Here is a 25,018-nt window from a genome sequence, read left to right on the forward strand (position 1 = left end):
GGTCGACCTTTCTGAGTTTGACTTGTCCGCAGGAGGCGGCAAGTTCGGAAGCAGCAGCGCCTGCCTCGGAACTATAAAATTCGCACAACAGTTGCTTATATCAACGCGTTGATTTGTGCAAATTGAAGTGCGATTATAGGCCATCCAAACAGGAGGAACATCCATGCGTGAGATTGGACATTTCATCGGCGGCAAGCAGGTCGCCGGCACCAGCGGCCGCGTCAGCAACGTCTACAATCCGGCGACCGGCGAAGTGCAGGCGACCGTCGCCCTCGCCAGCGTCGAGGAGCTTCGCGCCGCCGTCGAGAACGCCAAGGCCGCGCAGCCGAAATGGGCTGCCACCAACCCGCAGCGCCGCGCTCGCGTCTTCTTCAAATTCGTCGAGCTCCTGAACAAGCATATGGACGAACTTGCCGAATTGATTTCGAAAGAACACGGCAAGACGATCGAGGATGCCAAGGGCGACGTCGTTCGTGGCCTCGAAGTCTGCGAATTCGTATGCGGCATCCCGCATCTCGCCAAGGGTGAGTTCACCGAGGGCGCGGGTCCGGCGATCGACATGTATTCGATCCGCCAGCCGGTCGGAATCGGCGCCGGCATCACTCCCTTCAATTTCCCCGGCATGATCCCGATGTGGATGTTCGCGCCGGCGATCGCCTGCGGCAATGCCTTCATCCTGAAGCCCTCCGAGCGCGATCCCTCCCTGCCGATCCGTCTTGCCGAACTGATGATCGAAGCCGGTCTGCCGGCCGGCATCCTCAACGTCGTCAACGGCGACAAGGGTGCCGTCGACGCGATCCTCACCGATCCCGATATCGGCGCCGTTTCCTTCGTCGGCTCCACGCCGATCGCCCGCTACGTCTACGGCACGGCAGCCATGAACGGCAAGCGTGCCCAGTGCTTCGGCGGCGCCAAGAACCACATGATCATCATGCCGGATGCCGATATGGATCAGGCCGTCAACGCGCTGATGGGCGCAGGCTATGGTTCGGCCGGCGAGCGCTGCATGGCGATCTCGGTTGCCGTTCCAGTCGGCGAAGAAACCGCCAACCGCCTCGTCGAGAAGCTGACGCCGAAGATCGAATCGCTGCGCATCGGCCCCTATACCGACGACAAGGCAGACATGGGCCCGCTCGTCACAAAGGAAGCCTATAACCGCGTTCGCGGCCTTATCGACCGTGGCGTCGAGGAAGGCGCCAAGCTCGTGGTCGATGGCCGCGACTTCAAGCTCCAGGGCTATGAAGACGGTTATTTCGTCGGCGGCTGCCTGTTCGATCACGTCACCCCTGAGATGGACATCTACAAGACCGAGATCTTCGGGCCTGTTCTTTCCGTCGTTCGCGCCCAAAACTATGAGGAAGCGCTGTCGCTGCCGATGAAGCACGAATATGGCAACGGTGTTGCGATCTACACCCGCGACGGCGACGCCGCCCGCGATTTTGCCTCGCGCATCAATATCGGCATGATCGGCATCAACGTTCCGATCCCGGTTCCGCTCGCCTACCACTCCTTCGGCGGCTGGAAGGCCTCGAGCTTCGGCGACCTCAACCAGCACGGCACGGATTCGATCAAGTTCTGGACGAAGACCAAGACGGTCACCGCGCGCTGGCCCTCCGGCATTAAGAGCGGCGCCGAGTTCGTCATGCCGACCATGAAGTGATCTGCGCGACAGATCGATCTGCAATGCGGGGGCCTTTCGGCCCCCGTTTCATTTGAGCGTTGGCAGGCCATTCCGGCTTATAACCAGACGATCGGAGCAGGATTGACGTCGCGGCAAATGGCCTCATAAGCTGAATGCGAATTTCATATTTTGGAATTGTTCAAAACTGCCAAACCGCCTATATACGTCTGAACTAGCACGAGTCAGGAGATCGGCATGCGGTTGACGAAGCAGACCAACTATGCGGTTCGCATGTTGATGTATTGTGCTGCCAACGAAGGGCAGCTGAGCCGGATTCCGGAAATTGCCAAGGCCTACGGGGTTTCCGAACTCTTTCTTTTCAAGATCCTGCAGCCGCTGAACAAGGCGGGTCTGGTCGAAACCGTGCGGGGCCGTAACGGCGGCGTGCGTTTGGGCAAGCCGGCGCCCGAGATCACGCTCTTCGATGTCGTGCGGGTCACGGAAGACAGTTTCGCCATGGCCGAATGCTTCGAAGACGACGGCATGGTCGAATGCCCGCTGGTCGACAGCTGTGGCTTGAACTCGGCGCTTCGCAAGGCGTTGAACGCCTTCTTCGGCGTGCTTTCGGAATACTCGATCGACGACCTCGTCAAAGCCCGTCCTCAGATCAATTTCCTCCTGGGAATTACCGGCGAGCAGCACTACCGCAAGCCGGCGGCCGTTGCCCCCGCCGCCTAATTTCAAGAAACAGGTCTGACTTATGAAACCGCGGTTGCCTCGGCGATCGCGGTTTTTGTTTGCGCCATCCGCTTGCACATAAGGGTGCTGAAATGTCCAACATGCGCTGCTGAGAGGGCGCAATTATCCAAAATGCGACGAAATCCCGGACATTTTTGTCCGAATATTTCCGAATAAGGCTGATTTTTGACCAAAAATTTCTAAAATTGTCCAGCTGGAAAAATTTTCTCCGTAGGCCGTTGCTTTCAGTAGATAAATGTCGTTCCATCGACCGTCGATCGGGATGCCTACGGGTCTCCAGACATCAAAAAAGAACAACCGGGAAACAATATTATGAAAAAGATCTCTGTCATGCTGGCAGCGACGGCCCTGATTTCGGTCATGGCGACGTCCGCCTGGTCCAAGACCCTTGTTTATTGCTCCGAGGGTTCGCCGGAAGGCTTCGACCCGAGCCTCTATACGGCAGGCACGACCTTCGACGCGTCCTCGCGCACCGTCTACAGCCGCCTCGTCGAATTCAAGCATGGCGGCACCGAGATCGAGCCTGGTTTGGCCGACAGCTGGAGCGTTTCCGACGACGGCAAGGAATACACTTTCAAGCTTCATCCCGGCGTCAAGTTCCAGACCACCGACTTCTTCACCCCGACGCGCGATTTCAATGCCGACGACGTCGTGTTCTCCTTCGAGCGCCAGCTGAAGTCCGACAATCCGTGGAACAAGTATGTCGAGGGCGGTTCTTACGAATACGCCGCCGGCATGGGCTTCCCGGAACTGATCAAGTCGGTCGAGAAGGTCGATGACCTTACGGTAAAGTTCACGCTCAACCATCCCGAAGCGCCGTTCCTGGCCGACCTCGCCATGGACTTCGCTTCCATCATGTCCAAGGAATATGCCGACAAGCTTGCCGCCGACGGCAAGATGGCGCAGCTGAACCAGCAGCCGCTCGGCACCGGCCCCTACACCTTCGTCGCCTATCAGCCGGATGCCGTCATCCGCTACAAGGCGAACGAGACCTATTTCAAGGGCAAGGAAAAGATCGACGATCTGGTTTTCGCCATCACTTCTGACGCTGCCGTGCGCGCTCAGAAGCTGAAGGCCGGCGAATGCCACCTGATCCCTTATCCGAATGCCGCCGATGTTCCCGAACTGAAGAAGGATGAAAATCTGACCGTCCTGGAGCAGCCCGGCCTCAACGTCAGCTACCTTGCCTACAACACGCAGATGGCGCCCTTCGACAAGCCGGAAGTTCGCCGCGCACTGAATTCGGCGATCAACAAGCAGGCGATCGTCGACGCGGTCTTCCAGGGTGCGGCCACCGTTGCCAAGAACCCGATCCCGCCGACCATGTGGTCTTATAACGACGCCGTTCAGGACGAGAAGTACGATCCGGACGCAGCCAAGAAGGCTCTGGCCGCTGCCGGCGTCAAGGATCTCAGCATGAAGGTCTGGGCGATGCCGGTATCGCGCCCCTACATGCTGAATGCCCGCCGCGCTGCCGAACTGATCCAGGCCGACTTCGCCAAGATCGGCGTCAAGGTCGAGATCGTCACGCATGAATGGGCCGAGTACCTGAAGCTCTCTTCCGACGTGAAGCGCGATGGCGCCGTCATTCTCGGCTGGACAGGTGACAATGGCGATCCCGACAACTTCATGGATACGCTGCTCGGCTGCGATGCCGTCGGCGGCAACAACCGTGCCCAGTGGTGCAACAAGGAATACGACGACCTCATGACCAAGGCGAAGCTGACCGCCGATGTCGGCGAGCGCACCAAGGCCTATGAGCAGGCGCAGCTGATCTTCAAGAAGGAAGCCCCCTGGGCAACCCTCGACCATTCGCTCGTCTTCGTTCCGATGAGCAAGAAGGTCTCGGGCTTCAAGATGGACCCGCTCGGCATTCACCGTTTCGACGGCGTCGACGTATCCGAATAACAAGAATAATGTAAGAATGCCCGGCATAGCTGGGCGCAGCCGGCGGTCAGGGCCTCCTGACCGCCGGAAACTATTGGACATCTGCCATGTTGCGTTTTTTTATCGGCCGCCTTGCGGTGCTGATCCCGACATTTCTCGGCGTTTCCCTGATTGCCTTCTCGTTCATCCGCCTGCTGCCCGGAGATCCCGTCATGCTGCTCTCGGGCGAACGCGTGATGGCGCCGGAGCGGCACGCCCAGATCATGCACGATCTCGGTTTCGACCGGCCCATGTATATGCAGTATTTCGACTATCTCGGAAAAGTGCTGCAGGGCGATCTCGGCACCTCGATCGTCACCAAGCGGCCCGTTCTCGGCGAATTCCTGACATTGTTTCCGGCAACGCTGGAACTGTCCTTCTGCGCCATCATCCTTGCGGTCTGTCTTGGCGTGCCCGCCGGCGTCTTTGCCGCCGTCAAGCGCGGCACGTGGTTCGATCAGAGCGTGATGGGCGTCGCCCTCGTCGGTTATTCCATGCCGATTTTCTGGTGGGGTCTGCTGCTCATCATATTCTTCTCCGGCTATCTCGGCTGGACCCCGGTATCGGGCCGCATTTCGCTGATGTATTTCTTCAAGCCGGTGACCGGCTTCATGCTGATCGACAGCCTGCTGTCAGGTCAGAAAGGGGCCTTTGCTTCGGCCGTCAGCTATCTCATCCTGCCGACCATCGTGCTGGCGACCATCCCGCTCGCCGTCATCGCCCGCCAGACGCGCTCGGCCATGCTCGAGGTTCTCGGCGAGGATTATGTCCGCACCGCGCGCTCGAAAGGTTTGAAGCCGCTGCGCGTCGTCGGCGTGCATGCACTGCGCAATGCAATGATTCCCGTCATCACCACGATTGGCCTGCAGATCGGTGTCCTTCTTGCAGGCGCCATCCTCACCGAGACGATCTTCTCCTGGCCGGGCATCGGCAAATGGATGGTCGATTCGGTGTTCAAGCGTGATTATGCGGTGGTCCAGGGCGGCCTTCTCCTGATCGCCGGCGTCATCATGCTGGTCAATCTGATTGTTGACGTCCTCTACGGCTTCATCAATCCGCGCATTCGTCACTAGGAGCGGTCCATGAGCACGGTCACCGTCAAAACCGGCCAGCCATCCGCTTTTGCGGAATTCTGGCATTATTTTTCCCGCAACAAGGGCGCCGTCATCGGCCTGGTTGTTTTCGTCATCATCCTCGTCGTTGCGATCTTTGCACCGGTTTTTGCGCCGCATGCGCCGAACGAGCAGAATCGTGAAGTGCTCTTGGCAGTGCCGGCCTGGATGGAAGGAGGCCACGCCTCCTTTCCGCTCGGAACGGATGCCGTCGGCCGCGATATCCTATCGCGGCTGATCTACGGCGCGCGCTTCTCACTCTTCATCGGCGTCGTCGTCGTCACACTTTCGGTCATATGTGGTGTCCTGATCGGCCTCGTCGCCGGCTATTTCCGCGGCCGGATCGATACCGCCATCATGCGCCTGATGGACATTATCCTGGCCTTCCCGTCGCTGCTGCTCGCGCTCGTGCTGGTGGCGGTCCTCGGTCCTGGCCTTACCAACGCGATGATCGCGATTTCGCTGGTTAACCAGCCGCATTTCGTGCGGTTGACCCGCGCCTCGGTCATTTCCGAGCGTGAGAAGGAATATGTGATCGCCTCGCGCGTCGCCGGCGCGGGCACGCTCCGCTTGATGTTCAAGACGATCCTGCCGAACTGTCTCGGCCCCCTGATCGTTCAGGCCACACTTGCCTTCTCGGCGGCGATCCTCGATGCCGCCGCCCTCGGCTTTCTCGGCATGGGCGCCCAGCCGCCGACACCCGAATGGGGCACCATGCTTGCCGAGTCCCGCGAATTCATCTCGCGCGCCTGGTGGGTCGTCACATTTCCTGGCCTCGCCATCCTCATCACCGTTCTCGCCATCAACCTGATGGGCGACGGCCTGCGTGATGCGCTTGACCCCAAACTGAAGAGGTCGTGATGCCGCTCCTCGAAATCGAAAATCTGACCGTCGAATTCCAGACGTCCTCCGGTCTTTTCCGCGCCGTCGACGGCGTGTCGCTCACCTGCGACAAGGGTGAGATCCTCTCTGTCGTCGGTGAATCCGGCTCCGGCAAATCCGTCGCCATGCTGGCCCTGATGGGGCTGCTGCCGTGGACGGCGAGGATCACCGCCGACCGCATGCAGTTCGACGGCAAGGATCTGCGCGGCATCTCCGGCCGCCAGCGCCGCCGGATCGTCGGCAAGGAGATGGCGATGATCTTCCAGGAGCCGATGTCGAGCCTGAACCCGTGCTTCACCGTCGGTTTCCAGCTCGGCGAGACCCTGCGCGTCCATATGGGCCTCAACCGGAAGGAGCGCCGCGAACGGTCGATCGAACTCCTAAGCCTCGTCGGCATTCCAGCCCCCGAAGACCGCCTGTCGAACTTCCCGCATCAGATGTCGGGCGGCATGAGCCAGCGTGTCATGATCGCCATGGCGCTCGCCTGCAATCCGAAGCTCCTGATCGCCGACGAGCCGACGACCGCACTCGACGTGACGATCCAGGCGCAGATCCTCGATCTGCTCGTGCGCCTGCAGAAGGAGCAGGGCATGGCGCTGGTGCTGATCACTCACGACATGGGTGTCGTCGCCGAAACCGCCGAGCGCGTGCAGGTGCAATATGCCGGTCAGAAGGTCGAGGAGCAGCCGGTGAAGGCGCTGTTCCGAGATCCACACCATCCCTATACGGCAGCCCTGCTTGCCGCCTTGCCTGAGCGCGCCGAAGTCGGCCAGCGCCTTCCCTCTATCGCCGGCGTCGTTCCCGGCCAGCATGGCCGCCCGACGGGCTGTCTGTTCGCTCCTCGCTGCGGCTATGCCACCGTCGAATGCGAACGCGGCGTCGTGCGCCAGGGGCCTGAACTCGGACGGGCGCTGTGCAACTATCCACTGAAGGACGGAAAGCCGCTGGGCCATCCCGGTGTCATGCGCGTTGAAACTGCAGGAGACCTGGTATGACGGGCGCTGTTCTAGAGGGCAGGGATCTCGCCCGTTTCTACACCGTCAACCGCGGCCTCTTCAAAGCCGACGCCACGGTCAAGGCGCTGAACGGCGTCAGCTTCAGCCTCCATTCCGGCAAGACCCTTGCCGTCGTCGGCGAATCCGGCTGCGGCAAGTCGACGCTTGCCCGTCTGGTCACGATGATCGAAGATCCGACGGCCGGCGAATTGCTGATCGACGGCAAGCCGGCGCGGGTCGGCGACCGCAGCCTGCGCAGCCAGGTGCAGATCGTCTTCCAGAATCCCTACGGTTCGCTCAACCCGCGCCAGAAGGTCGGTGCGATCCTGGAAGAACCGCTAAAGATCAATACCGATCTCGATGCCAGCGCCCGCCGCCGCAAGGTGGAGGAGATGATGGCCCGTGTTGGCCTGCGCCCGGAGCATCACGGCCGCTACCCTCATATGTTCTCCGGCGGCCAGCGCCAGCGCATCGCCATTGCCCGCGCGCTGATGCTGCGGCCGAAGGTTCTGGTGCTCGACGAGCCAGTTTCGGCCCTTGATCTGTCGATCCAGGCGCAGGTGCTGAACTTGCTTATGGACCTGCAGAAGGAGATGGGCCTTGCCTACCTCTTCATCTCGCACGGCCTCTCGGTGGTCCACCACATCGCCGACGAGATAATGGTGATGTATCTGGGTCGCCCGATCGAAACCGGTCCCGCCGCCGAAGTCTTCGCCCGGCCGCGCCATCCCTATACGGCCGCCCTGCTGTCGGCGACCCCGATCGCCGACCCCGAGCGCGCCAAGACCCGCATCCGGCTGCAGGGCGAACTGCCGTCGCCGCTGAAGCCGCCGTCCGGCTGCCACTTCAACCCGCGCTGCTGGAAGGCGCAGGATTATTGTCGCCAGGTTTCTCCCGAATTAAGTGGAGAAGGCGCACAACAATATGCCTGTCACTTCCCGCTCGATTGAGCGGGAAACCGCCGTTTGAGAGGAAACATGCAGGACGATCGGATCAACAAACCTCATGCGATCATCGTCATGGGGGTCAGCGGCTGCGGTAAGTCCTCGGTCGGCGAGAAACTCGCCGAGGCCTTGCACCTCCACTTCGTTGAAGGTGATGCGCTTCATCCGGCTTCCAATGTGGAGAAGATGTCGGAGGGCATTCCGTTGACTGATGAGGATCGGATGCCCTGGCTCGACCTGATCGGCAAACGCATGCAGGCATCGCTGGACAAAGGAGAAGGCATCATCGTCTCCTGTTCGGCGCTGAAGCGCATCTATCGCGACAGGCTGAGGGCTGCTGCCGGCGGCAATCTGCTCTTTGTCTACCTCGAAGGATCGAAGGCGCTGCTGACCAAGCGCATGGGCGAGCGCAAGGGGCATTTCATGCCGGTTTCGTTGCTCGAAAGTCAGCTGGCGACGCTCGAGGTGCCGACAGGCGAATCCGGTGTCGTCACCGTCGATATCGGCGACACCATCGAAGGCATTGCGGCAACGGCCCTCAGGGGTCTCTCCACCCTCGGTGTTATGGCCTGAAGCGCTGCGGCGAGTAGGCCGAAATATCGATGAACGGCGTCTCGCCGGTGATGAGTTCCGCAAGCACGCGGCCGGTCACCGGCCCGAGCGTCAGCCCATGATGGGCGTGTCCGAAGGCGAACCATAGCCCCTGATGGCGCGGCGCCTTGCCGATGACCGGCATCATGTCTGATGTGCAGGGGCGCGCGCCCATCCATGGTTCGGGATCGAGCCTTCCTCCGAGAGGAAAAATGGTACGCGCCACGGCTTCGGCCCGGTCGAGCTGCACCGGCGTCTTCGGTGCGTCAAGCCTTGCGAACTCCGCCCCGGTCGTCAGGCGGATGCCTCGGTTCATCGGCGCCAGCAAATAACCGCGTTCGGCATCGAGGATCCAGTTGTTGAGCATGGCATTGCCCTTGGCGGCATAATGCATGTGATAGCCGCGCTTGACGCCGAGCGGAAAGGAATAGCCGAGCCGGCGCGTCGCGACGGCTGCCCAGGGGCCGAGCGCCAGGACCGCGTCCTCCGCTTCGAGCGGGCCCTCGCTGGTCATCATCTTCCAGCCACTGCCGAACTGGCCGAGCGAAGCGGCATCGCCCGTGACGAAGCGCCCGCCGAGGCTTTCGAAATAGCGGCGATAGGCTGCTGTCAGCGCATGCGGATCGAGCACCGACCAGGGATCGCGCCAGCGGATACCGCCCGCAAAAGGGACGGTAATATCGGGTTCCATGCGGGCGATATCGGCCGACGTCAGACTGTCATAGGTCACGCCGAATTCGCTCTGCCAAAGCGCGGCCTCGGCGAGGGCCTCGTCGCGCATCGTCTCGGTCCGGAAGATCTTCACCCAACCGTCCTTGCGGATCAGCGCCTGTGCCTGCGAGGCCTCGATCAGGTCCTTGTGCTCGGCAACCGAGTTTACGATCAGCGGTGCATAAGCCCGTGTGATGACCGCGTGGCGCCGGGCATTCGAATTCCACCAGTAACGGGCAAGGAACGCGAGCTGGCTAGGCAAGGCACTGAGATGATAATGGGCATCGATTTCGTTGTTGAGTGCATAACGCAGCAACATGCCGAGCTGCTGGGGGAAGCCGTAAGGCGCAACCCCTTCGCGCTGGATCAGGCCGGCATTGCCGAAGGAGGTCTCGCTGCCCGGATCCTTGCGGTCGATCAGCGTCACCTGCCGGCCGCGCCGCTGAAGATGTATTGCGGTGGACACCCCGACGATACCGGCGCCAAGCACGATTGCGTTCTTCGTCATTCCCCTGCATTCCGCATTGTCATATGTTGAAAATGCCCCTGCCGATCCCGCGGCGCAAACGAAAAATTGTATTTATTTCAAAATCATTGCGCTTTCCAATGCGGCATTTTCGGCCTTTACGCGCACATGCAGGATGGCGGCATTGAAAAGCGAGAAGACGATCGCATAGGCGGGCAGGCCGAAGGCAAAGGGAAGAGCGGCAATCTCGCCGATGACGATCGCATAGTTCGGATGCCGGAGGAGGCGATAGGGTCCCGATTTCACCAGCGGCGCGCCGGGCAGGACGATGATGCGTGTCGTCCAGCGGTCCTTCAGCGTTGCCAGCACCCAGAGCCGCAGCCCCTGTAGTCCGATGAACAGCAGAAACCAGAAGGGTTGAACCTGCCTACCCGGCGCCAGCAGCCAAAGGCCGATGATCCAGGCGGCATGCAGCGCCACCATGACGGGATAGTGCTCCGTGGCGACTTCCCTGCCGCCTCTGACGAGAAGTGCAGCAGTGTTGCGCCGGGCGAGCATGAGCTCGCCCAACCGCTGCAGCGTCACGAATGTCAGGAGCGCTATCGACGGCCACATCACGCCGCCCTCCGCAGCGTCACACAGCTTGCCGAAAAACCTGGTCCCATGGCGACCATCGCCGCCCGGTCCGGCAGCCCGGCGCGGATTGCCCGCTCCAGCACGAACAGCACGGTCGGTGAGGACATGTTCCCATATTCGGCAAGTACGGCCCGTTCGTGATCGAGCGTGCCAGGTGTCAGTGAAAGCGCGCTCTCCATCGCGGCCAGCACCTTCATACCGCCGGGATGGCAGATGAAGCGGTCGATATCTGCTGGTCTCAGCCCGTTGCGCCCCAGAATGGCCGCCACCGCAGGGGCGAGTTCCCGTTCGGCGAAGGGCGGCAATGATTGCGCCAGCACGACGCCGAAGCCGCCATCGTCGATCTTCCAGCCCATGATATCGAGCGTATCCGGGAAGAGGTGCTCGCCTGTTGATTCCACCTGGGCCAGTCCGCCCTCGCCGGCGCGGAGCACGCAGGCGGCCGCGCCGTCGCCGAAAAGCGCTGTCGCGATGATGTTCGGCCGCGTCAGCTCGTCCAGCCGGAAGGCGAGCGTGCAAAGCTCGATCGAGACGAAAAGCACGACGGCGCCCGGGCGGCTCCGTGCCAGCCGCGCCGCGATGGCAAAGCCCGAGACGCCGGCTGCGCAGCCGAGCCCGAAGACCGGCACCCGCTCGATATCGGCCCTGAAGCCCATGCGGCGGGCAAGCTGCGCATCAAGGCTCGGCGTCGTAAAACCGGTGGAAGAGACCGTGACGATACAGTCGACATGACAGGCGCCGAGATCGGCCCGGCGAAGCGCCGCGCTGGCCGCCTCAACGAAAAGGCCGCCTGCCACCTCTCCGTAGGCCTGCATGCGGTCCTGCCAGCCATGCGTTTCGTCGAACCAGGCAAGCGGCCGCGCGGCATGGCGCTTGTTGATACCGGCGCTGTCGAAGACGCGGGCTAAATGATGGAAATCCTCGTAGCGGTCGGCAAACAGCCGGGCCGAGGCTTCGGCCGCCTGGTTTTGGAAGATGATATGTTCGGGCGTGGCGGTGGCGAGGCTGACGAGACTGACGGTATCGGTCACGGAATTCTCCTTGTCGTTCCGGCGCAATGCTGAAAACACCCAGTCCCGATGATTTATTCGGCTTTGGACTTCACGAAGCAGTGATGGAGAAAATAGAGAGGCCGGCGAATAAAGCCCAGGGCAGCGGTGTTCTCTCTCCGCAACGTCACTTTCGAGGAGTTTTTCCATGACGATCATGACAGCCCGTATCGCTTCCGTCCTTCTTGGCGGCTGCCTTGCCGCTTCGCTCTTCTCCGGCCCGGTCTTTGCTGTCGGCAACGACAACAGCACGATGCCAACTTGCAAGAAGGGCGAGATCTACGACCAGAAGACCAAGAAATGCGTCAAGCAGCAGAGCGCCAATGTCTCGGACGAGAACCGTACCGACTATGCCTATTCGCTGGCCAAGGCCGGCCGTTATGAAGAGGCGCTTGCCATGCTCGATACGGTAAGGACCAGAACAGCGCCGAGGTGCTGAACTATCGCGGTTACGCCACCCGCAAGCTCGGGCGCACCGACGAAGGCATCTCCTACTACCTGCAATCGGTGAAAATGGATCCGCAATACGCCAAGGTCCGTGAATATCTCGGCGAAGCCTATGTCATCAAGGGCCGGCTCGATCTCGCAAAGGAGCAATTGAACACGATCAAGACGATCTGCGGCACGGTTTGCGAGGAATATCAGGATCTGAACGCTGTTATCCTCGACCCATCGAAGATCTGAGCTTAGGCCACTAGCGGGAAAGGATATCCGCATGTCGGTCGCGCACGCTACAATTCCTGCCTATAGTCGCGCGAGAATGGAATCGCCTGTTCATCAGGCGGTTCCAAGGGATGCAGGATTGGCGGAGGCGGTCATCGCGAGCGAAGCGGATATCAGGAGCGGTCTGACGGAAAACCTGGCCAGGCTCTGGCGTTATGGTTTCGTTCTCTCGCATCAGCGTGATGTCGCCGACGATCTGGTGCAGGCGACCTGCCTTCGCGCGCTCGAGCGCGCCGGCCAGTTCGTTCCCGGCACCCGACTCGACCGCTGGCTGTTTTCGATTCTGCATTCGATCTGGCTGAACGAGATCCGCTCGCGCCGGGTGCGCCAGGGCCAGGGTTTCGTAGATGCCGGCGAGGCGCTGACCTTCGACGGCGCGCACGAGACTGAAACGCATGTGATGGCAGGGCAGGTGCTGAAGCAGGTAAATGCGTTGCCCGAGGCGCAACGCACGGCGGTTTTCCTCGCCTACGTAGAAGGACTATCCTATCGCGAGGTTGCAGGCATATTGGATATTCCGATCGGGACCGTGATGAGCCGGCTGGCGGCCGCCCGCGCCAAGCTCTCCGGCGCCGGACCGGCAGGGGGACGCCCATGAGCACGAAACACACCATTCCCTCCGACGAGGATCTCACAGCCTTCATCGACGGCGAGCTGACGACGGAAGAAAGAGCCCGCATCGAAGCCATCGTCAAGGAAGATGAGAGCGTCGCCGAACGATTGGATTTCCTGGCCCGCGCCAGCCTGCCGTTCGAGCCGGCCTTTGCTCCGCTGCTCACCGAAGCCCCGCGCGAAAAACTGGAGGCGATGCTCGCCGCCATTCCTGCGCATGACGGCGCGAGGTCCGCCTCTGCGCCCGCTGCCACGCGCCGCCGCTTCCTCGGTGCTCTCGCCGCCTCGCTTGTGGCCGGCATCGCCATCGACCGCGCCGCCATCGGCATCGGCAGGGGCTTTTCCGCAAAGGACGAAAACAGCGAATGGCGCGCCGTGGTCGCCGATTATATCTTGCTCTATACCGCCGAAACGCTTGCGGGCCCCGTGCCTGGCAGGCAGGACCAGGCCGCCCAGCTCGCCAGTCTTGACGAGAAGCTCGGCCTGTCGCTCTCCCCTGAAGCCGTTTCGCTCACTGGGGTCGATTTCAAACGCGCCCTGCTGCTGCAATATGACGGCAAGCCGCTCGCCCAAATCGCCTATCTCGATCCCGAGACTGGGCCGATGGCGCTCTGCATCGTGAAATCCGACGCGGGGCCGAAGGCGCCGGACCTTGAAAACCGCAAGGGAATGAATGTCGTCTACTGGTCGAATGCGACGCATGCCTTCATGCTGATCGGCCATGCGACGGCGGGCAGGATGACGGCGATTGCCGATGGGGTGCGGGGGAAGGTGGCTGTCGAATTTTAAACAGGGCAAGCGACTTCATATCGTCCGAAACCAAATGTCAGCTTTGGACGGCGGGCGCAAAGCGTGTGCTGCCCGGATCCGCGCAAATTAGGGCGACCATATATGCGAAGATCGGATCGATGCTTTTGGGTTACACATGACGCCAAAGCTGCCGGTGATGGCGTAGCTGTTGACGAGCAGGAGAGCGATCGCCATGGAGAGATCTCGGACCCGGGCCGGGTTCTTTTTCCACGCAGCTATAACAGGGTCAGAAGCAGCAGAAAAGCGCTGCTATACCGACAATGCCCGTGTCGATCTACGCCGTTAGAAAACCATTGTGAACATGCGAAAAGGGCAATTGCGGCCTTATGTTGTCGGGCAGTTCCACTAAATCCGAGGCCATCCTGTTTTGCGAGCCGTAACCAGTCAAGGGGCCTTTGCTGATTGCTGACAATGCGCCTTTGTACAGAGCGAGCCGCACGCTGAGCGACGTGACTTCACCCTTGCTGCGTTCAAGCGAGGCCATATTTTCCTGTAGCGCCTCGATGCAATGGACGATTTGGCCGCTGCCCAGAGTGATAAGTCCAGCGAACATCGAAGAGCCGATGATGGCGAGGTGCGCAAACTTAGATGGAAGCTGTGTTTGTTAAAATACCAAGAAGGATAACTAGATGGACAGGAATGGCCAGCCATGCCGAGCGCTTTCCGGAAAGTAGCACGCAGGCCAAACCAGCGGCATATCCCAGGATGGCTATTCTTTGCTCCACACCTTTCGGCGATTGAACGTTGAGAAGCGAAATGCTGCCGAAAGAAGACCTATGATGCCAAGGAGTGCGGGATTAGAAGTCCCTGCCTCCGCCCTTTCCATCAGAAAGATAACCTGTAGCACACTGAAGAGAAGGTAACGATCATGCCGAGACGTGCGCCGCGGATAAACAGCGGCACGAGGCGACCGTCTGGAGATTGCCGCATTCTGGCCAATATCAGCCAGATCGAGACGAAAGGCAGGAGTTGGAATAGCCAGTCCGCTACTTCGGAGTAAGGCGGGTTGATGAAAATTCTGATGATCATCACGAGGGGATAGATCGTCATGTCAACAGCTATCAGCCGGTCAGACCTCGATAAGTTTGCAACTACGTCTGGCTTAAACCCACGGCGGTTTTGAATACGTGAGGTGGGGCGGTGAGCAACCGGGGAAAGGCGAATCTTCATCTTGCGCACCGGTAGAAGCGGTTGCGGCGATGGTCCGCCGACCTGCGCCGGCTGAGAGATACACAACACATCCTCGCGATGAGTAGAGACAATCTGGCAGGCTTGAGCTCCGAAAGACTCTTACGGTCTTCAGGAACATGACGGCTCCACGCTTTGACGGGTCGTTACCATTTTCTTGATAATCCATCCGGCATTGAATAGGCTTGGCCATAACGCATTCTGGAGAAAATTTGCCTTAGAGTAATTGCGCTTGAAAGGCCGCTGTACCAAAAGTCATGTCTCAGGCCGCCGTATTCGTTTCAACGCCGGTGAATGCCAGATCGGAAACTTCACCCGTTGAGGAATAGCCGGAAACAAGTTCTGCCAGGGTCGCGCGGGCCGCGATCATGTCGTTACGATCCAATGCCGCATTGAGCGAATTGAGCTTCTTCGAAAGTTCCGGCCACGACAGGAAGTCCTCGCGCGCCTTCATGATCCGCGGATGTTCGGTTGTCTCGGGGTTATCCCCGATCAACAATTCTTCATAAAGCTTCTCGCCGGGCCTCAAGCCCGTAACGGAAAGCTCGATGTCCCCTTCGGGATTATCCACGTCCCGGACGGTCAATCCGGACAGTTCGACCATCTTGCGAGCGAGATCCGCAATGCGGACGGGCTCGCCCATATCGAGCAGGAAAACATCGCCGCCCTCGGCCATGGCGCCCGCCTGGATGACAAGTTGCGAGGCTTCCGAAATGGTCATGAAGTAGCGGGTTATTTTCGGATGCGTCAGGGTGACCGGACCGCCTTCCTTGATCTGCTGCCGGAACAGTGGCACGACGGATCCGGACGAACCAAGGACGTTCCCGAAGCGGACCATCGAGAAGTTTGTCCGCAGTCTGTCAGCGGTCAGCTCTGCCGCAAGCGCCTGCAGCACCATCTCCGCCAGCCTCTTGCTGGCGCCCATCACATTCGTCGGACGCACGGCTTTGTCGGTGCTGATCAGCACGAAATTCGAGACGCCGCATCTATTTGCCGCACGTGCGGTGATCAATGTCCCCATGACATTGTTCTTGATGCCTTCGACGGCATTGTGTTCGACGAGAGGCACATGCTTGTAAGCGGCGGCGTGATAAAGCGTCTGAGGCCGCCAGCTCTGCATGATATGTTCCATGCGATCCTGGTCGCGGACTGAACAAAGGATCGGCACGATCTGCAGGCTCTCATGCTCGTAAACTTCGGCCAGCTTCAGCAATTCGGCATGGATGTTATAAAGCGCAAACTCGTTCTGATCTATGAGGATAAGGCTCGAAGGCGCGTTGCGCAGAATCTGGCGACATAACTCGCCGCCGATAGAGCCGCCGGCGCCCGTGACCATGACCACCTTGTTGCGCATTGCCTTGTCGAGCAGCTCTTGCCGCGGCGCAACCGCTTCCCTGCCCAAGAGGTCTTCGATCTCCAGCTCACGAATATCGGAGACCGCGACTCGTCCCTGAGCCAGCGCGGTGAGATCCGGCAATGTCCGGACGTTCACCCTGGCTTTGCGGATATGCTCGAGAATTTCATTGCGACGCTGCCGCGACGCGGATGGGAGAGCAAGAAGCACGTTGTGCACGCCAAGTGCTTCGGCGAGCACCGGAAGATCCGACGGGTCATAGATCGGCAAACCGCCCATGATGCCGCCCTTAAGGCGCGGATCATCATCGAGGTAGCCGACGACATTGAGTTCGGCGCTGTTCGTCAGAGCGCCGGCGAGTTGCCTCCCGGCATTTCCCGCCCCATAGATCAGCACCTTATCGAGCGTATTCTGGTGAAGAATACGCTGATAGGTATCCCCGAGCCAATAGCGGATGCCCAACCGTGACAGGCCGATCGCAATCAGCAGCAGGAAGGGCTGGAGAATGCCGACGGTTCTCGGAACGCCCGGGACGCTGAGCGCCGTAAATATCGTCATGAAGGCGACGCCGTAAATCGCAATTGCTTTTAGAACGGCAATGAAAGCGGCCATGTTGGCATAACGGAAGATCGCCCGATACATGCCCATGACGATGAAGATGGGAAGCGCCATGCACAAGGAAACGAACACCGGTAACCACTGCACGCCAGTTAGCACCGTCCATTCGTTCAGACGAAAGCAATAGGCCAGCCAGATCGTCAGGACACAAAGACCGGAATCCACCAGCAAGGCGAGAGCGCGTTTGGCAGCACGCGGCATGGCCAGCAGAGGGGCGACGAGCGCCTGCATCGGCACCAAGAACCATCTCGAGCGTGGCGTCTCAGTGGGGGTATTTTCAGGCATTGCTTCCCAGCGTCTCGCGGATCAATCACACAACCACCTTCTTGTCATTTTCTGCAACGAGCGCAACTGAAATAATCGGAAATCAAAGCCTTCCGCACCGCTTATCTATCAGAAGTAGATTGGCGATCGCTTATGATTAAACGTTCTAGCAACGGTCAAACCCAGAACTCACGCCTCTTCCGCCATCCCATGCCTACTGAATTTATCGCGCTGTCTCGCCGGAGAGGGACCCACCGCCGATCGGCGGTTGGCACCTTGGTAACTGGTGATTCATCATACTATCTGTATTTGAGAAACGCTGGCCAACGAGGAATCCGGGGATGGCTTACAAGATCATCGCGGCCGTCATTTTTGCTTCCTTTGTCTTGGCAATTGTAATTGCCAGCGCAGAAGGAGGATATAGCCCGCCAGTTTGGCCGGAGATAACCGCTCCCAAAACAGGCCGGTTGCCGCTGATGCAAGAATCCCTCGCCAGATGATGAGCTCCGATCTCCCCGCTGTCGCGGTCGTGACGCGCCGGCGGCATTCGCTATATTACAGCTGCGAACTAATGGCTCCTGCACCGGTATTAGGGCCGCGCTCACGGCAAAGAGATAGGAGATAGTTTCGATAGTTATGGTATTAACGTTGGCTGGCGGTGGCTGCCGCTTGTGACCTTTTTTCTCCGAAACTTCTTTCACAAAACGGTCGCGCGCGAGTGCCGGTCTCGGTCCCGCTCTAGCTCGGCCGCATCGATGGCGCACCGGCGATCATGACCTGGCCAATCACGTACAAAGAAATATGGGCATTGTGGGTTGCACCGTTCGACAGACTCGAGAACACTACGTTCGGGAACGAAGTTCAGGATGGCGGGGCGATCGAAACGGAGCAGCGCTTCGACAAAGTCGTAGTCCGCGATGTCGCCTTTGACCGGTTCATCCTGAAGCCAAGGATAAGCCGGCGCCCCCGTCACCAAGATCATGTATTTCTTTTTGGAGATCTGATAAACGGAAAACTAAGTCTCATCGTGCCAGCCGCCGTCAACCGAACGGAACGACAATGTCGAACTTCGCTTGTCCGGGGTTCTGTCGCATTGGGGTTGCGCTGATTTGGTCGTTTCCATAAACACCTCCCGAAGATTGCATCGAAAGACGACGTGAAAAAATGACGAAAACCGCGCTTATCACTGGGGTGACTGGTCAGGACGGTGCCTATTTGGCCGAATTGCTTCTGAGCAAAGACTATACGGTGCACGGTATCAAGCGGCGGTCCTCGTCTTTTAACACCGGCCGCATCGAACATATCTATCAGGATCCGCATGAGGCCCATCCACGCTTCGTCCTCCACTACGGCGATATGATCGACTCGACTAATCTCCTGCGGATCGTGCAGCAGACTCAGCCGGATGAAATCTACAACCTTGCCGCACAAAGCCACGTCGGCGTCAGCTTCGAAACGCCGGAATATACGGCGGATGCCGATGGTGTCGGGACCTTGAGGTTGCTTGAGGCTATCCGCATCCTGGGTCTTGAGAAAAAAAGCCGATTCTACCAGGCGTCGACATCGGAACTCTATGGTCTCGTGCAGCAAGTGCCGCAAAACGAGAAGACCCCGTTCTATCCGCGCTCTCCCTATGCCGCAGCCAAGCTTTATGCCTACTGGATCGTCGTGAATTATCGCGAGGCCTACGGCATGCACGCGTCGAACGGCATTCTGTTCAACCATGAAAGCCCGCTTCGCGGCGAGACCTTCGTCACGCGCAAGATCACCATGGCCGTGGCTGCCATCAGCCTCGGCCTTCAAGACAAGCTTTTCCTAGGCAATCTTGACGCCCAGCGCGACTGGGGCCATGCACGCGAATATGTCGAGGGCATGTGGCTCATGCTGCAGCAGGACAAGCCGGATGACTACGTCTTGGCGACGGGTGAGACGACGCGTGTCCGCCAGTTTGTCGAGTGGGCCTTCGCCGACGTCGGCATCGCTTTGGAATGGAAGGGGTCCGGCGTCGACGAAAAGGGTTATGACTCCACCTCCGGTAGGTGCCTTGTGGAAATCGATCCCCGGTATTTCCGCCCGACGGAAGTAGACCTTTTGCTTGGCGACCCGACCAAGGCACGTCAGAATCTGGGCTGGCACCACAAGACCCCGGTTCGTGAGCTCGCCGCTGAGATGGTGCGGGAGGATATCAAACACTGGAAGGCTCAAGGCAGCCGGAAAGAGGTCTGAGTGTACGATCTATCCAACAAGAAGATCTGGGTTGCCGGTCATCGCGGTATGGTCGGCAGTGCTCTTGTGCGCAGGCTTCAATCCGAAGATTGCACGGTCGTCACGGCCACGCGCGCCGAGGTCGACTTGAAGCGCCAGGACGAGGTCGAGAAATTTGTTGAAGCAACTCGACCTGACGCGATCATTCTCGCCGCTGCCAAGGTCGGCGGTATCCTTGCGAATGACAGCTATCCCGCCGAATTCATCTATGACAATCTCATTATAGAAACCAACATCTTCGAAGCCGCCCACCGCGGTGGCGTGCACCGGCTTCTCTTTCTAGGCTCAAGCTGCATTTATCCGAAGCTCGCTCCACAGCCGATTCCCGAAGAGGCTCTATTAACTGGTCCGCTTGAACCGACCAACGAATGGTACGCGATCGCCAAGATCGCCGGTATTAAGCTCGCGGAAGCCTATCGCAAACAATATGGCCGGGACTACATTTCGGCCATGCCAACCAATCTATATGGCCCCGGCGATAATTTCGACCTCAATTCCAGCCATGTGCTGCCAGCGCTAATCCGCAAGGCGCATGCTGCGAAACTGCGCAATGACCCGCAAATGGTAGTCTGGGGCACAGGAACCCCACGCCGCGAGTTCCTTCACGTCGATGACTGCGCCGACGCCCTGGTGTTTCTGCTCAAAACCTATTCGGGCTCGCAGCACGTCAATGTCGGCTCGGGCACGGATCTCGAAATAATCGAGTTGACGCATCTGGTCTGCCGCGTTGTCGGTTATGAGGGTGAGATCATCCATGATCTTTCCAAGCCGGACGGCACGCCGCGAAAACTGATGAGCAACAAGAAGCTGCAGGACATGGGTTGGGAACCGCACATTTCGCTCGAGGACGGCATCAGAGCTACTTATGCCTGGTTCCTGCAATCCGAAAATGGAACCGGTTCAGCGGTCTAATACCCAGGCGGTGAAGATCGGCATTTTCCGCGTCGATTTTCGCGGCGTTGAGGCGTCGCCAGCCTCCGTCACCGCAATGTGTCCAGACTATCCTCTGAATGGCAGCTAAGTCCGCATGGTAGCCGGAGCGGGGAATGTGGCCAATCACCTGTCGGATTTGTCGTAACAGGCGGCGATGAGCCGCTGCTAGTTAACATGGCTCCGCTCGGTTGATGTTCCCGTCGGCTCGAACATTACCACCTGCTGCTGGCGGCCGTAGGACAGCTCTGCCATTGCGGCGGGGAACCCGATAGGGTTAGCGCGGTGAGTATTGTAGGAAAGCCGAAATATACCCATAAATTTCCAAGATCGGTTAGTTACCTAGGGGATTCCATGGAAACAATCGTCGAGGATACCCATGCTGGCGCCGTGTCGCCCGAACTTGTGGTCGATGCACTGTTTGCCTGCCGGAAGACGGCAGCGATCAGGGCGGCCATCGAGCTTGATCTCTTTACGCATATCGGCGAGGGCAAGACGGCGGCAGGGCTGGCGTCGGCAACAAACGCCTCGGAACGTGGGGTGCGCATCCTCTGCGACTATCTCGTGGTCCACGGCTTCTTGACCAAGGACGGCGGACAGTACCGTATGACGCCCTCGACCAGAATGTTCCTTGATCGCAATTCGCCGGCTTTTATGGGCTCTGCCGTCGAGTTTACCGCTGCACCCGAAGTACTGGATAATTTTCTGCGCGATCCGGCCGCCGTCGTGCGAAACGGCGGTTCGGCCGGTCTTGCGAACATGTCGGCGGACAATCCCGTCTGGTTGAAGTTTGCGCGCGGCATGGGCTCATTCACAGGTCTCAGCGCCAAAATATTGGCTGATGAAATCTCCGGCTGGCCGAGCCCTCCAAAAAAGGTGTTGGACATCGCGGCGGGTCCGGGCCTCTTCGGGATCGAAATAGCCAAGGCCTTTCCATCGTCGGACATCGTCGCCGTCGACTGGGGCGCCGTCTTGGAGCTGTCGAAGCAGAATGCGGAAAAATCAGGCGTGGCGGACCGTTACCGGACGATCGCCGGCAGCGCCTTCGACGTCGACTGGGGTACGGATTATGATCTCGTCCTGCTTCCGAATTTCCTGCACCATTTCGATTTGCCGACATGCGCTGAGCTGTTGCGAAAGATCACCGCGAGCCTTGCAGAGGGTGGCCGGATCGTCGCGGTCGATTTCGTGCCGAACGAAGATGGCGTGTCGCCGCCTTTTCCAGCGGCCTTCTCCTGGGAGATGCTCGCCAGCACGCCGGCGGGCCAGGCTTATAAACAAAGCGAGCTGACTGAGATTGCAAAACTGGCCGGCCTCGCCGGCGTCACGGTCAAACCGATGCCGCCAACCCCCGCAAGCCTCATTCTCTTTGAATAGCTGCAAATTAGCTCCTCGTGCAAATTCAAGAAGGATTGGCTCGGAGTAAGCGCTGTTTTCAGGCCACGGCTTTGAGTTCGTGCCTTGCGGCATAGGTCCACGGCAGCAGGTCGTCGATTTGGCTATTTGGATGGCCGTTGGCGATCCTGGTGAGGACGTCTGAGAGATAGGCCAGTGGCTCGACATTGTTGAGCTTGGCAGTTTATGCCGACCGGCGAACTATGCCGATTAATCAACTTTTTGCCAACGTCTCCGGCACCATAGCGGTCGCCTAGTCGGCATAACTTAGGGTCTCTCCGTCGCAATTGTCGCGAAGGAGAGGACACATGAACGCAACTGACTATTTGAATCGCAGCGCCCTATACCGGAAGCTGGTCTACGGTCCGTATCGGGAGTTTGCGGGCGTTTACGCCGTCAAAATGTCGAACGAAGGTTTGGGGCGGCAATGCACGTGGCGCTCGCTGAGCCTGTTTCGGGATCTGATGGACTGGCATGTTGGTAATGGACATGCTCCGCAGGATTTGAATGAGATTCACGTCGACCGCTTTCTTGAGCATCGTTTCAAACACTGGAAGCCCGACTCGGGCGATCGATCGGCGCTCCGCCGCTTGCTTTTGGCGTTACGGGAGAAAGGCTTAATACCAGCCGCGCTTCCGATTCAGCGCAGTGAGCACGAGATGATCGTCGATGTATTCGGGCAATATCTCTCGACTGAGAGAGGGCTCGCCGCCGCGACAGTGGGGAGCCACAAGCTTCTGTCGCTTCGATTTCTCCGGGAGGTGTGTCCTTTCGGCGCAGACGAGTTTGCAGCGCTCACCCCGGAGATCGTTATCGGTTATGTCGAGCGACATGCGCTCGACGGTTCTGCCGACAGTGGCAAAGCCATGTGCGGGGTTGTGCGTGCTTTCCTGCGCTATTTGCATCTGAAGGGTTTCATCTCGACGCCGCTCGCTGACTGTGTACCGTCCATCCGCCGCTGGCGACTTGCCGGCCTTCCAACATTCCTGCCGCCGGAGAAGGTGCAAAAGGTTCTCGATGCTTGCGATCGGACGACGGCAATGGGTAGTCGGGACTATGCGGTTCTGATGATCCTCGCCAAGCTCGGTTTGCGCGCCAGCGAAGTGGCCACCCTCAATCTTGACGATATCGACTGGCAGTCGGGCACGATCCTCGTACACGGAAAGGGACGACGACAAGCGACTATGCCGCTGCGTCACGACGTCGGAACAGCGATCGTTGCTTATATCCGGCATGGGCGCCCAGCTTCGGCATGTCACCGAGTCTTCTTGCGAACACTTGCGCCGCATGTGGGCTTTGCCTCCGGCTGCGCCATTACGATGATCGCGAAGCAGGCACTCGAACGGGCAGGCATTGACGGCTATGCGCATCACGGTGCCCATCTTTTCCGCCACAGCCTTGCGACCGACCTTTTGCGGTCGGGCGCCAGCTTTGCCGAGATCGGCCAACTGCTCCGCCATCGAAGCATCGACAGTACAAGAATCTATGCAAAGCTCGATATTGAGAAGCTGCGTGAACTGAGCCTACCCTGGCCGGGAGGTGTCCAATGAGCCGGCTTCGCACCGCGCTTGAGCGCTACATCGGCATGCGCCAAGGGCTGGGATACAAAGTAAGCGCTGTTTTCAGGCCACGGCTTTGAGTTCGTGCCTTGCGGCATAGGTCCACGGCAGCAGGTCGTAGATTTGGCTATTTGGGTGGCCGTTGGCGATCCTGGTGAGGACGTCTGAGAGATAGGCCAGTGGCTCGACATGGTTGAGCTTGGCAGTCTCGATGAGCGAGGCGATGGTTGCCCAGTGTTCGGCGCCGGCGTCGGAACCGGCAAATAGTGCATTCTTGCGATTGAGCGCAATTGGCCTGATGGATCGCTCGACGGTATTGGAGTCGATCTCGATCCGGCCATCGTCGATGAACCGGGTCAAGCCATCCCAGCGTGACAAGGCATAGCGGATTGCTTCGGCGAGCTTCGTCTTCTGACTGATGAGGCCGAGTTGTTCGCGCAGCCAGGGAGCGAGGCTATCTGTGATCGGTCGGCTCTTCTCTTGGCGCGTGGCGGTGCGCTCCTCGTGTGTGAGGCCACGTATCTCGTCTTCAATCCTGTAAAGTTCGGCGATGCGTTTGAGCGCCTCGCTGGCAATGGGTGCTGGACCGGCGGCGGCGAGTTCATAGAAGTGGCGGCGAACGTGAGACCAGCAGAAAGCCAGTGACACGGTGTTCTTTGCCGCGAGTGGGCGATATCCACTGTAGCCGTCGACCTGCAGAATGCCGACGAAGCCGTCGAGATGGGCCATCGGTCGCTCGCCTTTGCGATCCGGGGCATAGATATAGGCGACGCCGGGCGGGTCCTTTCCTTGCCAAGGGCGGTCGTCCCGCGCATAGGCCCAAAGCTGCCCGGTCTTAGTCTTGCCACGACCCGGGTCGAGTACGGGGGCTGTCGTCTCGTCGGCGAAGAGCTTCGACGATGACTTCAAATGATCGAGCAGCCGCTGATGGACAGGACGCAGATGCCAGGCGGCGCGACCGACCCAGTCGGCGAGCGTCGAGCGGTCGAGGTCGATGCCTTGACGCTTATAGATTTGCGCCTGGCGGTACAGTGGCAGGTGGTCAGCATATTTGGAGACCAGCACCTGGGCGACGGTGGCCTCGGTCGGAATGCCGCCTTCAATCAGTCTTGCCGGGGCCGGAGCCTGGACCACGACTTCTTCGCAAGCCCGGCAAGCATACTTCGGGCGGCGCAGCACAAGCACGCGGAACCGGGCGGGCACAATGTCGAGCTTCTCGCTGACGTCTTCGCCGATCCGATGCAGGTCATTGCGGCAGCAGGGGCAGGCATGGTCATCAATATCAACTACGATCTCGATGCGCGGCAGATGGGCTGGCAGCGAACCTCTGTTCGTGCGCCGTTTGGCGACCTGCGCCTGTCGAACAGCAGGGGAAGCTTGCTCATTGTCTTCCAGACCGGCAGCCTCGACTTGCTCGGCCTCTTCAAGCCCAAGCAGAAGCTGGTCCTCGGGAAGCGTCTCGGCACGGCGGCCGAACCGGTGGCGCTGCAATTCCTTGATGATCTGACGCAGGCGGGCATTCTCCGCCTCGCGCGAAAGCACCATCGCTTTCAGCGCGTTCAGGTCATCCGGAAGCTCGTCCGCCGTTATCGTCATGGATCGAGAACA

The 25,018-nt window shown here is 59.6% G+C and carries 21 protein-coding genes and 3 pseudogenes; 16 read left to right on the forward strand and 8 right to left on the reverse strand.

Features of this window, described 5'->3' with window-relative positions; all coding sequences use genetic code 11:
* Positions 1–163: 163 nt before the first annotated feature.
* From NXC14_RS03845 to NXC14_RS03880, 8 genes are all read left to right on the forward strand, one after another.
* Positions 164–1,660: a CoA-acylating methylmalonate-semialdehyde dehydrogenase gene (locus tag NXC14_RS03845; RefSeq protein WP_020920434.1), complete on the forward strand. Its 1,497-nt coding sequence runs from the start codon at positions 164–166 to the stop codon at positions 1,658–1,660.
* Between the two features lie 216 nt (positions 1,661–1,876).
* Positions 1,877–2,359 carry an iron-responsive transcriptional regulator RirA gene (gene rirA / locus NXC14_RS03850; RefSeq protein WP_085777035.1) on the forward strand — a complete coding sequence of 161 codons (483 nt, stop codon included), beginning with the start codon at positions 1,877–1,879 and terminating at the stop codon, positions 2,357–2,359.
* 333 nt (positions 2,360–2,692) lie between these two features.
* The gene (locus tag NXC14_RS03855; RefSeq protein ID WP_085777036.1) at positions 2,693–4,288 is read left to right on the forward strand and encodes an ABC transporter substrate-binding protein; all 1,596 of its coding nucleotides are present in this window, start codon (positions 2,693–2,695) and stop codon (positions 4,286–4,288) included.
* An 86-nt stretch (positions 4,289–4,374) separates the two neighbouring features.
* Positions 4,375–5,379 carry an ABC transporter permease subunit gene (locus NXC14_RS03860; protein WP_038686996.1) on the forward strand — a complete coding sequence of 335 codons (1,005 nt, stop codon included), beginning with the start codon at positions 4,375–4,377 and terminating at the stop codon, positions 5,377–5,379.
* A gap of 9 nt (positions 5,380–5,388) precedes the next feature.
* Positions 5,389–6,279 carry an ABC transporter permease subunit gene (locus tag NXC14_RS03865; RefSeq protein WP_085777037.1) on the forward strand — a complete coding sequence of 297 codons (891 nt, stop codon included), beginning with the start codon at positions 5,389–5,391 and terminating at the stop codon, positions 6,277–6,279.
* A complete protein-coding gene (locus NXC14_RS03870) occupies positions 6,279–7,295 on the forward strand; it encodes an ABC transporter ATP-binding protein (protein WP_085777038.1) in 1,017 nt (338 codons plus the stop codon). The genes NXC14_RS03865 and NXC14_RS03870 overlap by 1 nt, the downstream gene beginning before the upstream one ends.
* Positions 7,292–8,245 (forward strand): peptide ABC transporter ATP-binding protein, encoded by a 954-nt coding sequence (locus tag NXC14_RS03875; protein ID WP_085777039.1) that lies wholly within the window; start codon positions 7,292–7,294, stop codon positions 8,243–8,245. Before NXC14_RS03870 ends, NXC14_RS03875 begins: the two co-directional genes overlap by 4 nt.
* Before the next feature lie 27 nt (positions 8,246–8,272).
* The gene (locus NXC14_RS03880) at positions 8,273–8,812 is read left to right on the forward strand and encodes a gluconokinase (protein WP_085777040.1); all 540 of its coding nucleotides are present in this window, start codon (positions 8,273–8,275) and stop codon (positions 8,810–8,812) included.
* On the opposite strand, the gene NXC14_RS03885 is transcribed toward NXC14_RS03880, so the two are convergent.
* From NXC14_RS03885 to NXC14_RS03895, 3 genes are all read right to left on the reverse strand, one after another.
* On the reverse strand, positions 8,802–10,049 hold the full coding sequence (locus NXC14_RS03885; protein WP_085777041.1) for an FAD-binding oxidoreductase: 1,248 nt from the start codon (positions 10,047–10,049) through the stop codon (positions 8,802–8,804). The two genes, NXC14_RS03880 and NXC14_RS03885, sit on opposite strands and share 11 nt — an antisense overlap.
* Positions 10,050–10,121: 72 nt before the next feature.
* Positions 10,122–10,625: an isoprenylcysteine carboxylmethyltransferase family protein gene (locus NXC14_RS03890; protein ID WP_085777042.1), complete on the reverse strand. Its 504-nt coding sequence runs from the start codon at positions 10,623–10,625 to the stop codon at positions 10,122–10,124.
* Complete coding sequence (locus tag NXC14_RS03895; RefSeq protein WP_085777043.1) at positions 10,622–11,674, reverse strand: type III polyketide synthase; 1,053 nt, start codon at positions 11,672–11,674, stop codon at positions 10,622–10,624. Before NXC14_RS03895 ends, NXC14_RS03890 begins: the two co-directional genes overlap by 4 nt.
* Before the next feature lie 166 nt (positions 11,675–11,840).
* On the opposite strand from NXC14_RS03895, the pseudogene NXC14_RS03900 reads away from it, so the two are divergent.
* The 3 genes and pseudogenes from NXC14_RS03900 to NXC14_RS03910 all read left to right on the forward strand — a co-directional run bounded on the left by NXC14_RS03900 (position 11,841) and on the right by NXC14_RS03910 (position 13,816).
* Positions 11,841–12,376, forward strand: a pseudogene (locus NXC14_RS03900) (tetratricopeptide repeat protein).
* Positions 12,377–12,407: 31 nt separating this feature from the next.
* Positions 12,408–13,013, forward strand: a complete 606-nt coding sequence (locus tag NXC14_RS03905; protein ID WP_085777044.1) for an RNA polymerase sigma factor — start codon at positions 12,408–12,410, stop codon at positions 13,011–13,013.
* Positions 13,010–13,816, forward strand: coding sequence for a Fis family transcriptional regulator (locus NXC14_RS03910; RefSeq protein ID WP_085777045.1), 807 nt, complete (start codon positions 13,010–13,012; stop codon positions 13,814–13,816). The genes NXC14_RS03905 and NXC14_RS03910 overlap by 4 nt, the downstream gene beginning before the upstream one ends.
* A 37-nt stretch (positions 13,817–13,853) precedes the next feature.
* Here the strand turns inward: NXC14_RS03910 and NXC14_RS03915 are convergent.
* Positions 13,854–14,923 (reverse strand): annotated as a pseudogene (locus tag NXC14_RS03915) (O-antigen ligase family protein); the annotation flags it as partial.
* Positions 14,924–15,287: 364 nt separating this feature from the next.
* On the reverse strand, positions 15,288–17,282 hold the full coding sequence (locus NXC14_RS03920; RefSeq protein ID WP_085777046.1) for a nucleoside-diphosphate sugar epimerase/dehydratase: 1,995 nt from the start codon (positions 17,280–17,282) through the stop codon (positions 15,288–15,290).
* A 320-nt stretch (positions 17,283–17,602) separates the two neighbouring features.
* Here NXC14_RS03920 and NXC14_RS32285 point away from each other — a divergent pair, with 320 nt between their 5' ends.
* Positions 17,603–17,761, forward strand: coding sequence for a hypothetical protein (locus NXC14_RS32285; RefSeq protein ID WP_157131371.1), 159 nt, complete (start codon positions 17,603–17,605; stop codon positions 17,759–17,761).
* A gap of 197 nt (positions 17,762–17,958) precedes the next feature.
* On the opposite strand, the gene NXC14_RS03925 is transcribed toward NXC14_RS32285, so the two are convergent.
* Positions 17,959–18,243 (reverse strand): hypothetical protein, encoded by a 285-nt coding sequence (locus NXC14_RS03925; RefSeq protein WP_085777047.1) that lies wholly within the window; start codon positions 18,241–18,243, stop codon positions 17,959–17,961.
* A 182-nt stretch (positions 18,244–18,425) separates the two neighbouring features.
* On the opposite strand from NXC14_RS03925, the gene gmd reads away from it, so the two are divergent.
* The 3 genes from gmd to NXC14_RS03940 all read left to right on the forward strand — a co-directional run bounded on the left by gmd (position 18,426) and on the right by NXC14_RS03940 (position 21,833).
* Positions 18,426–19,487: a GDP-mannose 4,6-dehydratase gene (gene gmd / locus NXC14_RS03930; RefSeq protein ID WP_085777048.1), complete on the forward strand. Its 1,062-nt coding sequence runs from the start codon at positions 18,426–18,428 to the stop codon at positions 19,485–19,487.
* A complete protein-coding gene (locus NXC14_RS03935; protein WP_085777049.1) occupies positions 19,488–20,438 on the forward strand; it encodes a GDP-L-fucose synthase in 951 nt (316 codons plus the stop codon).
* A 372-nt stretch (positions 20,439–20,810) separates the two neighbouring features.
* The gene (locus NXC14_RS03940) at positions 20,811–21,833 is read left to right on the forward strand and encodes a class I SAM-dependent methyltransferase (RefSeq protein ID WP_085777050.1); all 1,023 of its coding nucleotides are present in this window, start codon (positions 20,811–20,813) and stop codon (positions 21,831–21,833) included.
* Positions 21,834–21,891: 58 nt separating this feature from the next.
* Here NXC14_RS03940 and NXC14_RS03945 read toward each other — a convergent pair.
* Positions 21,892–22,035: pseudogene (locus tag NXC14_RS03945) on the reverse strand (transposase domain-containing protein); the annotation flags it as partial.
* A gap of 124 nt (positions 22,036–22,159) precedes the next feature.
* On the opposite strand from NXC14_RS03945, the gene NXC14_RS03950 reads away from it, so the two are divergent.
* Positions 22,160–23,401, forward strand: a complete 1,242-nt coding sequence (locus NXC14_RS03950; protein WP_085777051.1) for a site-specific integrase — start codon at positions 22,160–22,162, stop codon at positions 23,399–23,401.
* 72 nt (positions 23,402–23,473) lie between these two features.
* Here NXC14_RS03950 and NXC14_RS03955 read toward each other — a convergent pair whose 3' ends face one another.
* A complete protein-coding gene (locus NXC14_RS03955; RefSeq protein WP_085777052.1) occupies positions 23,474–25,006 on the reverse strand; it encodes an IS66 family transposase in 1,533 nt (510 codons plus the stop codon).
* Positions 25,007–25,018: the final 12 nt, after the last annotated feature.

The organism is Rhizobium sp. NXC14 (assembly GCF_002117485.1).
Lineage (GTDB): Bacteria > Pseudomonadota > Alphaproteobacteria > Rhizobiales > Rhizobiaceae > Rhizobium.

Excerpts from the sequence above, each read along its gene's own strand:
- NXC14_RS03855 (WP_085777036.1), top strand. The coding sequence starts at position 2,693 with ATGAAAAAGATCTCTGTCATGCTGGCAGCGACGGCCCTGATTTCGGTC.
- NXC14_RS03925 (WP_085777047.1), bottom strand. The coding sequence starts at position 18,243 with ATGATCTTGGTGACGGGGGCGCCGGCTTATCCTTGGCTTCAGGATGAA.
- gmd (WP_085777048.1), top strand. The coding sequence starts at position 18,426 with ATGACGAAAACCGCGCTTATCACTGGGGTGACTGGTCAGGACGGTGCC.
- NXC14_RS03905 (WP_085777044.1), top strand. The coding sequence starts at position 12,408 with ATGTCGGTCGCGCACGCTACAATTCCTGCCTATAGTCGCGCGAGAATG.
- NXC14_RS03875 (WP_085777039.1), top strand. The coding sequence starts at position 7,292 with ATGACGGGCGCTGTTCTAGAGGGCAGGGATCTCGCCCGTTTCTACACC.
- NXC14_RS03870 (WP_085777038.1), top strand. The coding sequence starts at position 6,279 with ATGCCGCTCCTCGAAATCGAAAATCTGACCGTCGAATTCCAGACGTCC.
- NXC14_RS03860 (WP_038686996.1), top strand. The coding sequence starts at position 4,375 with ATGTTGCGTTTTTTTATCGGCCGCCTTGCGGTGCTGATCCCGACATTT.
- NXC14_RS03950 (WP_085777051.1), top strand. The coding sequence starts at position 22,160 with ATGAACGCAACTGACTATTTGAATCGCAGCGCCCTATACCGGAAGCTG.
- NXC14_RS03955 (WP_085777052.1), bottom strand. The coding sequence starts at position 25,006 with ATGACGATAACGGCGGACGAGCTTCCGGATGACCTGAACGCGCTGAAA.
- NXC14_RS03865 (WP_085777037.1), top strand. The coding sequence starts at position 5,389 with ATGAGCACGGTCACCGTCAAAACCGGCCAGCCATCCGCTTTTGCGGAA.
- rirA (WP_085777035.1), top strand. The coding sequence starts at position 1,877 with ATGCGGTTGACGAAGCAGACCAACTATGCGGTTCGCATGTTGATGTAT.
- NXC14_RS03880 (WP_085777040.1), top strand. The coding sequence starts at position 8,273 with ATGCAGGACGATCGGATCAACAAACCTCATGCGATCATCGTCATGGGG.
- NXC14_RS03885 (WP_085777041.1), bottom strand. The coding sequence starts at position 10,049 with ATGACGAAGAACGCAATCGTGCTTGGCGCCGGTATCGTCGGGGTGTCC.
- NXC14_RS03845 (WP_020920434.1), top strand. The coding sequence starts at position 164 with ATGCGTGAGATTGGACATTTCATCGGCGGCAAGCAGGTCGCCGGCACC.
- NXC14_RS03940 (WP_085777050.1), top strand. The coding sequence starts at position 20,811 with ATGGAAACAATCGTCGAGGATACCCATGCTGGCGCCGTGTCGCCCGAA.
- NXC14_RS03910 (WP_085777045.1), top strand. The coding sequence starts at position 13,010 with ATGAGCACGAAACACACCATTCCCTCCGACGAGGATCTCACAGCCTTC.
- NXC14_RS03920 (WP_085777046.1), bottom strand. The coding sequence starts at position 17,282 with ATGCCTGAAAATACCCCCACTGAGACGCCACGCTCGAGATGGTTCTTG.
- NXC14_RS32285 (WP_157131371.1), top strand. The coding sequence starts at position 17,603 with ATGGCTTACAAGATCATCGCGGCCGTCATTTTTGCTTCCTTTGTCTTG.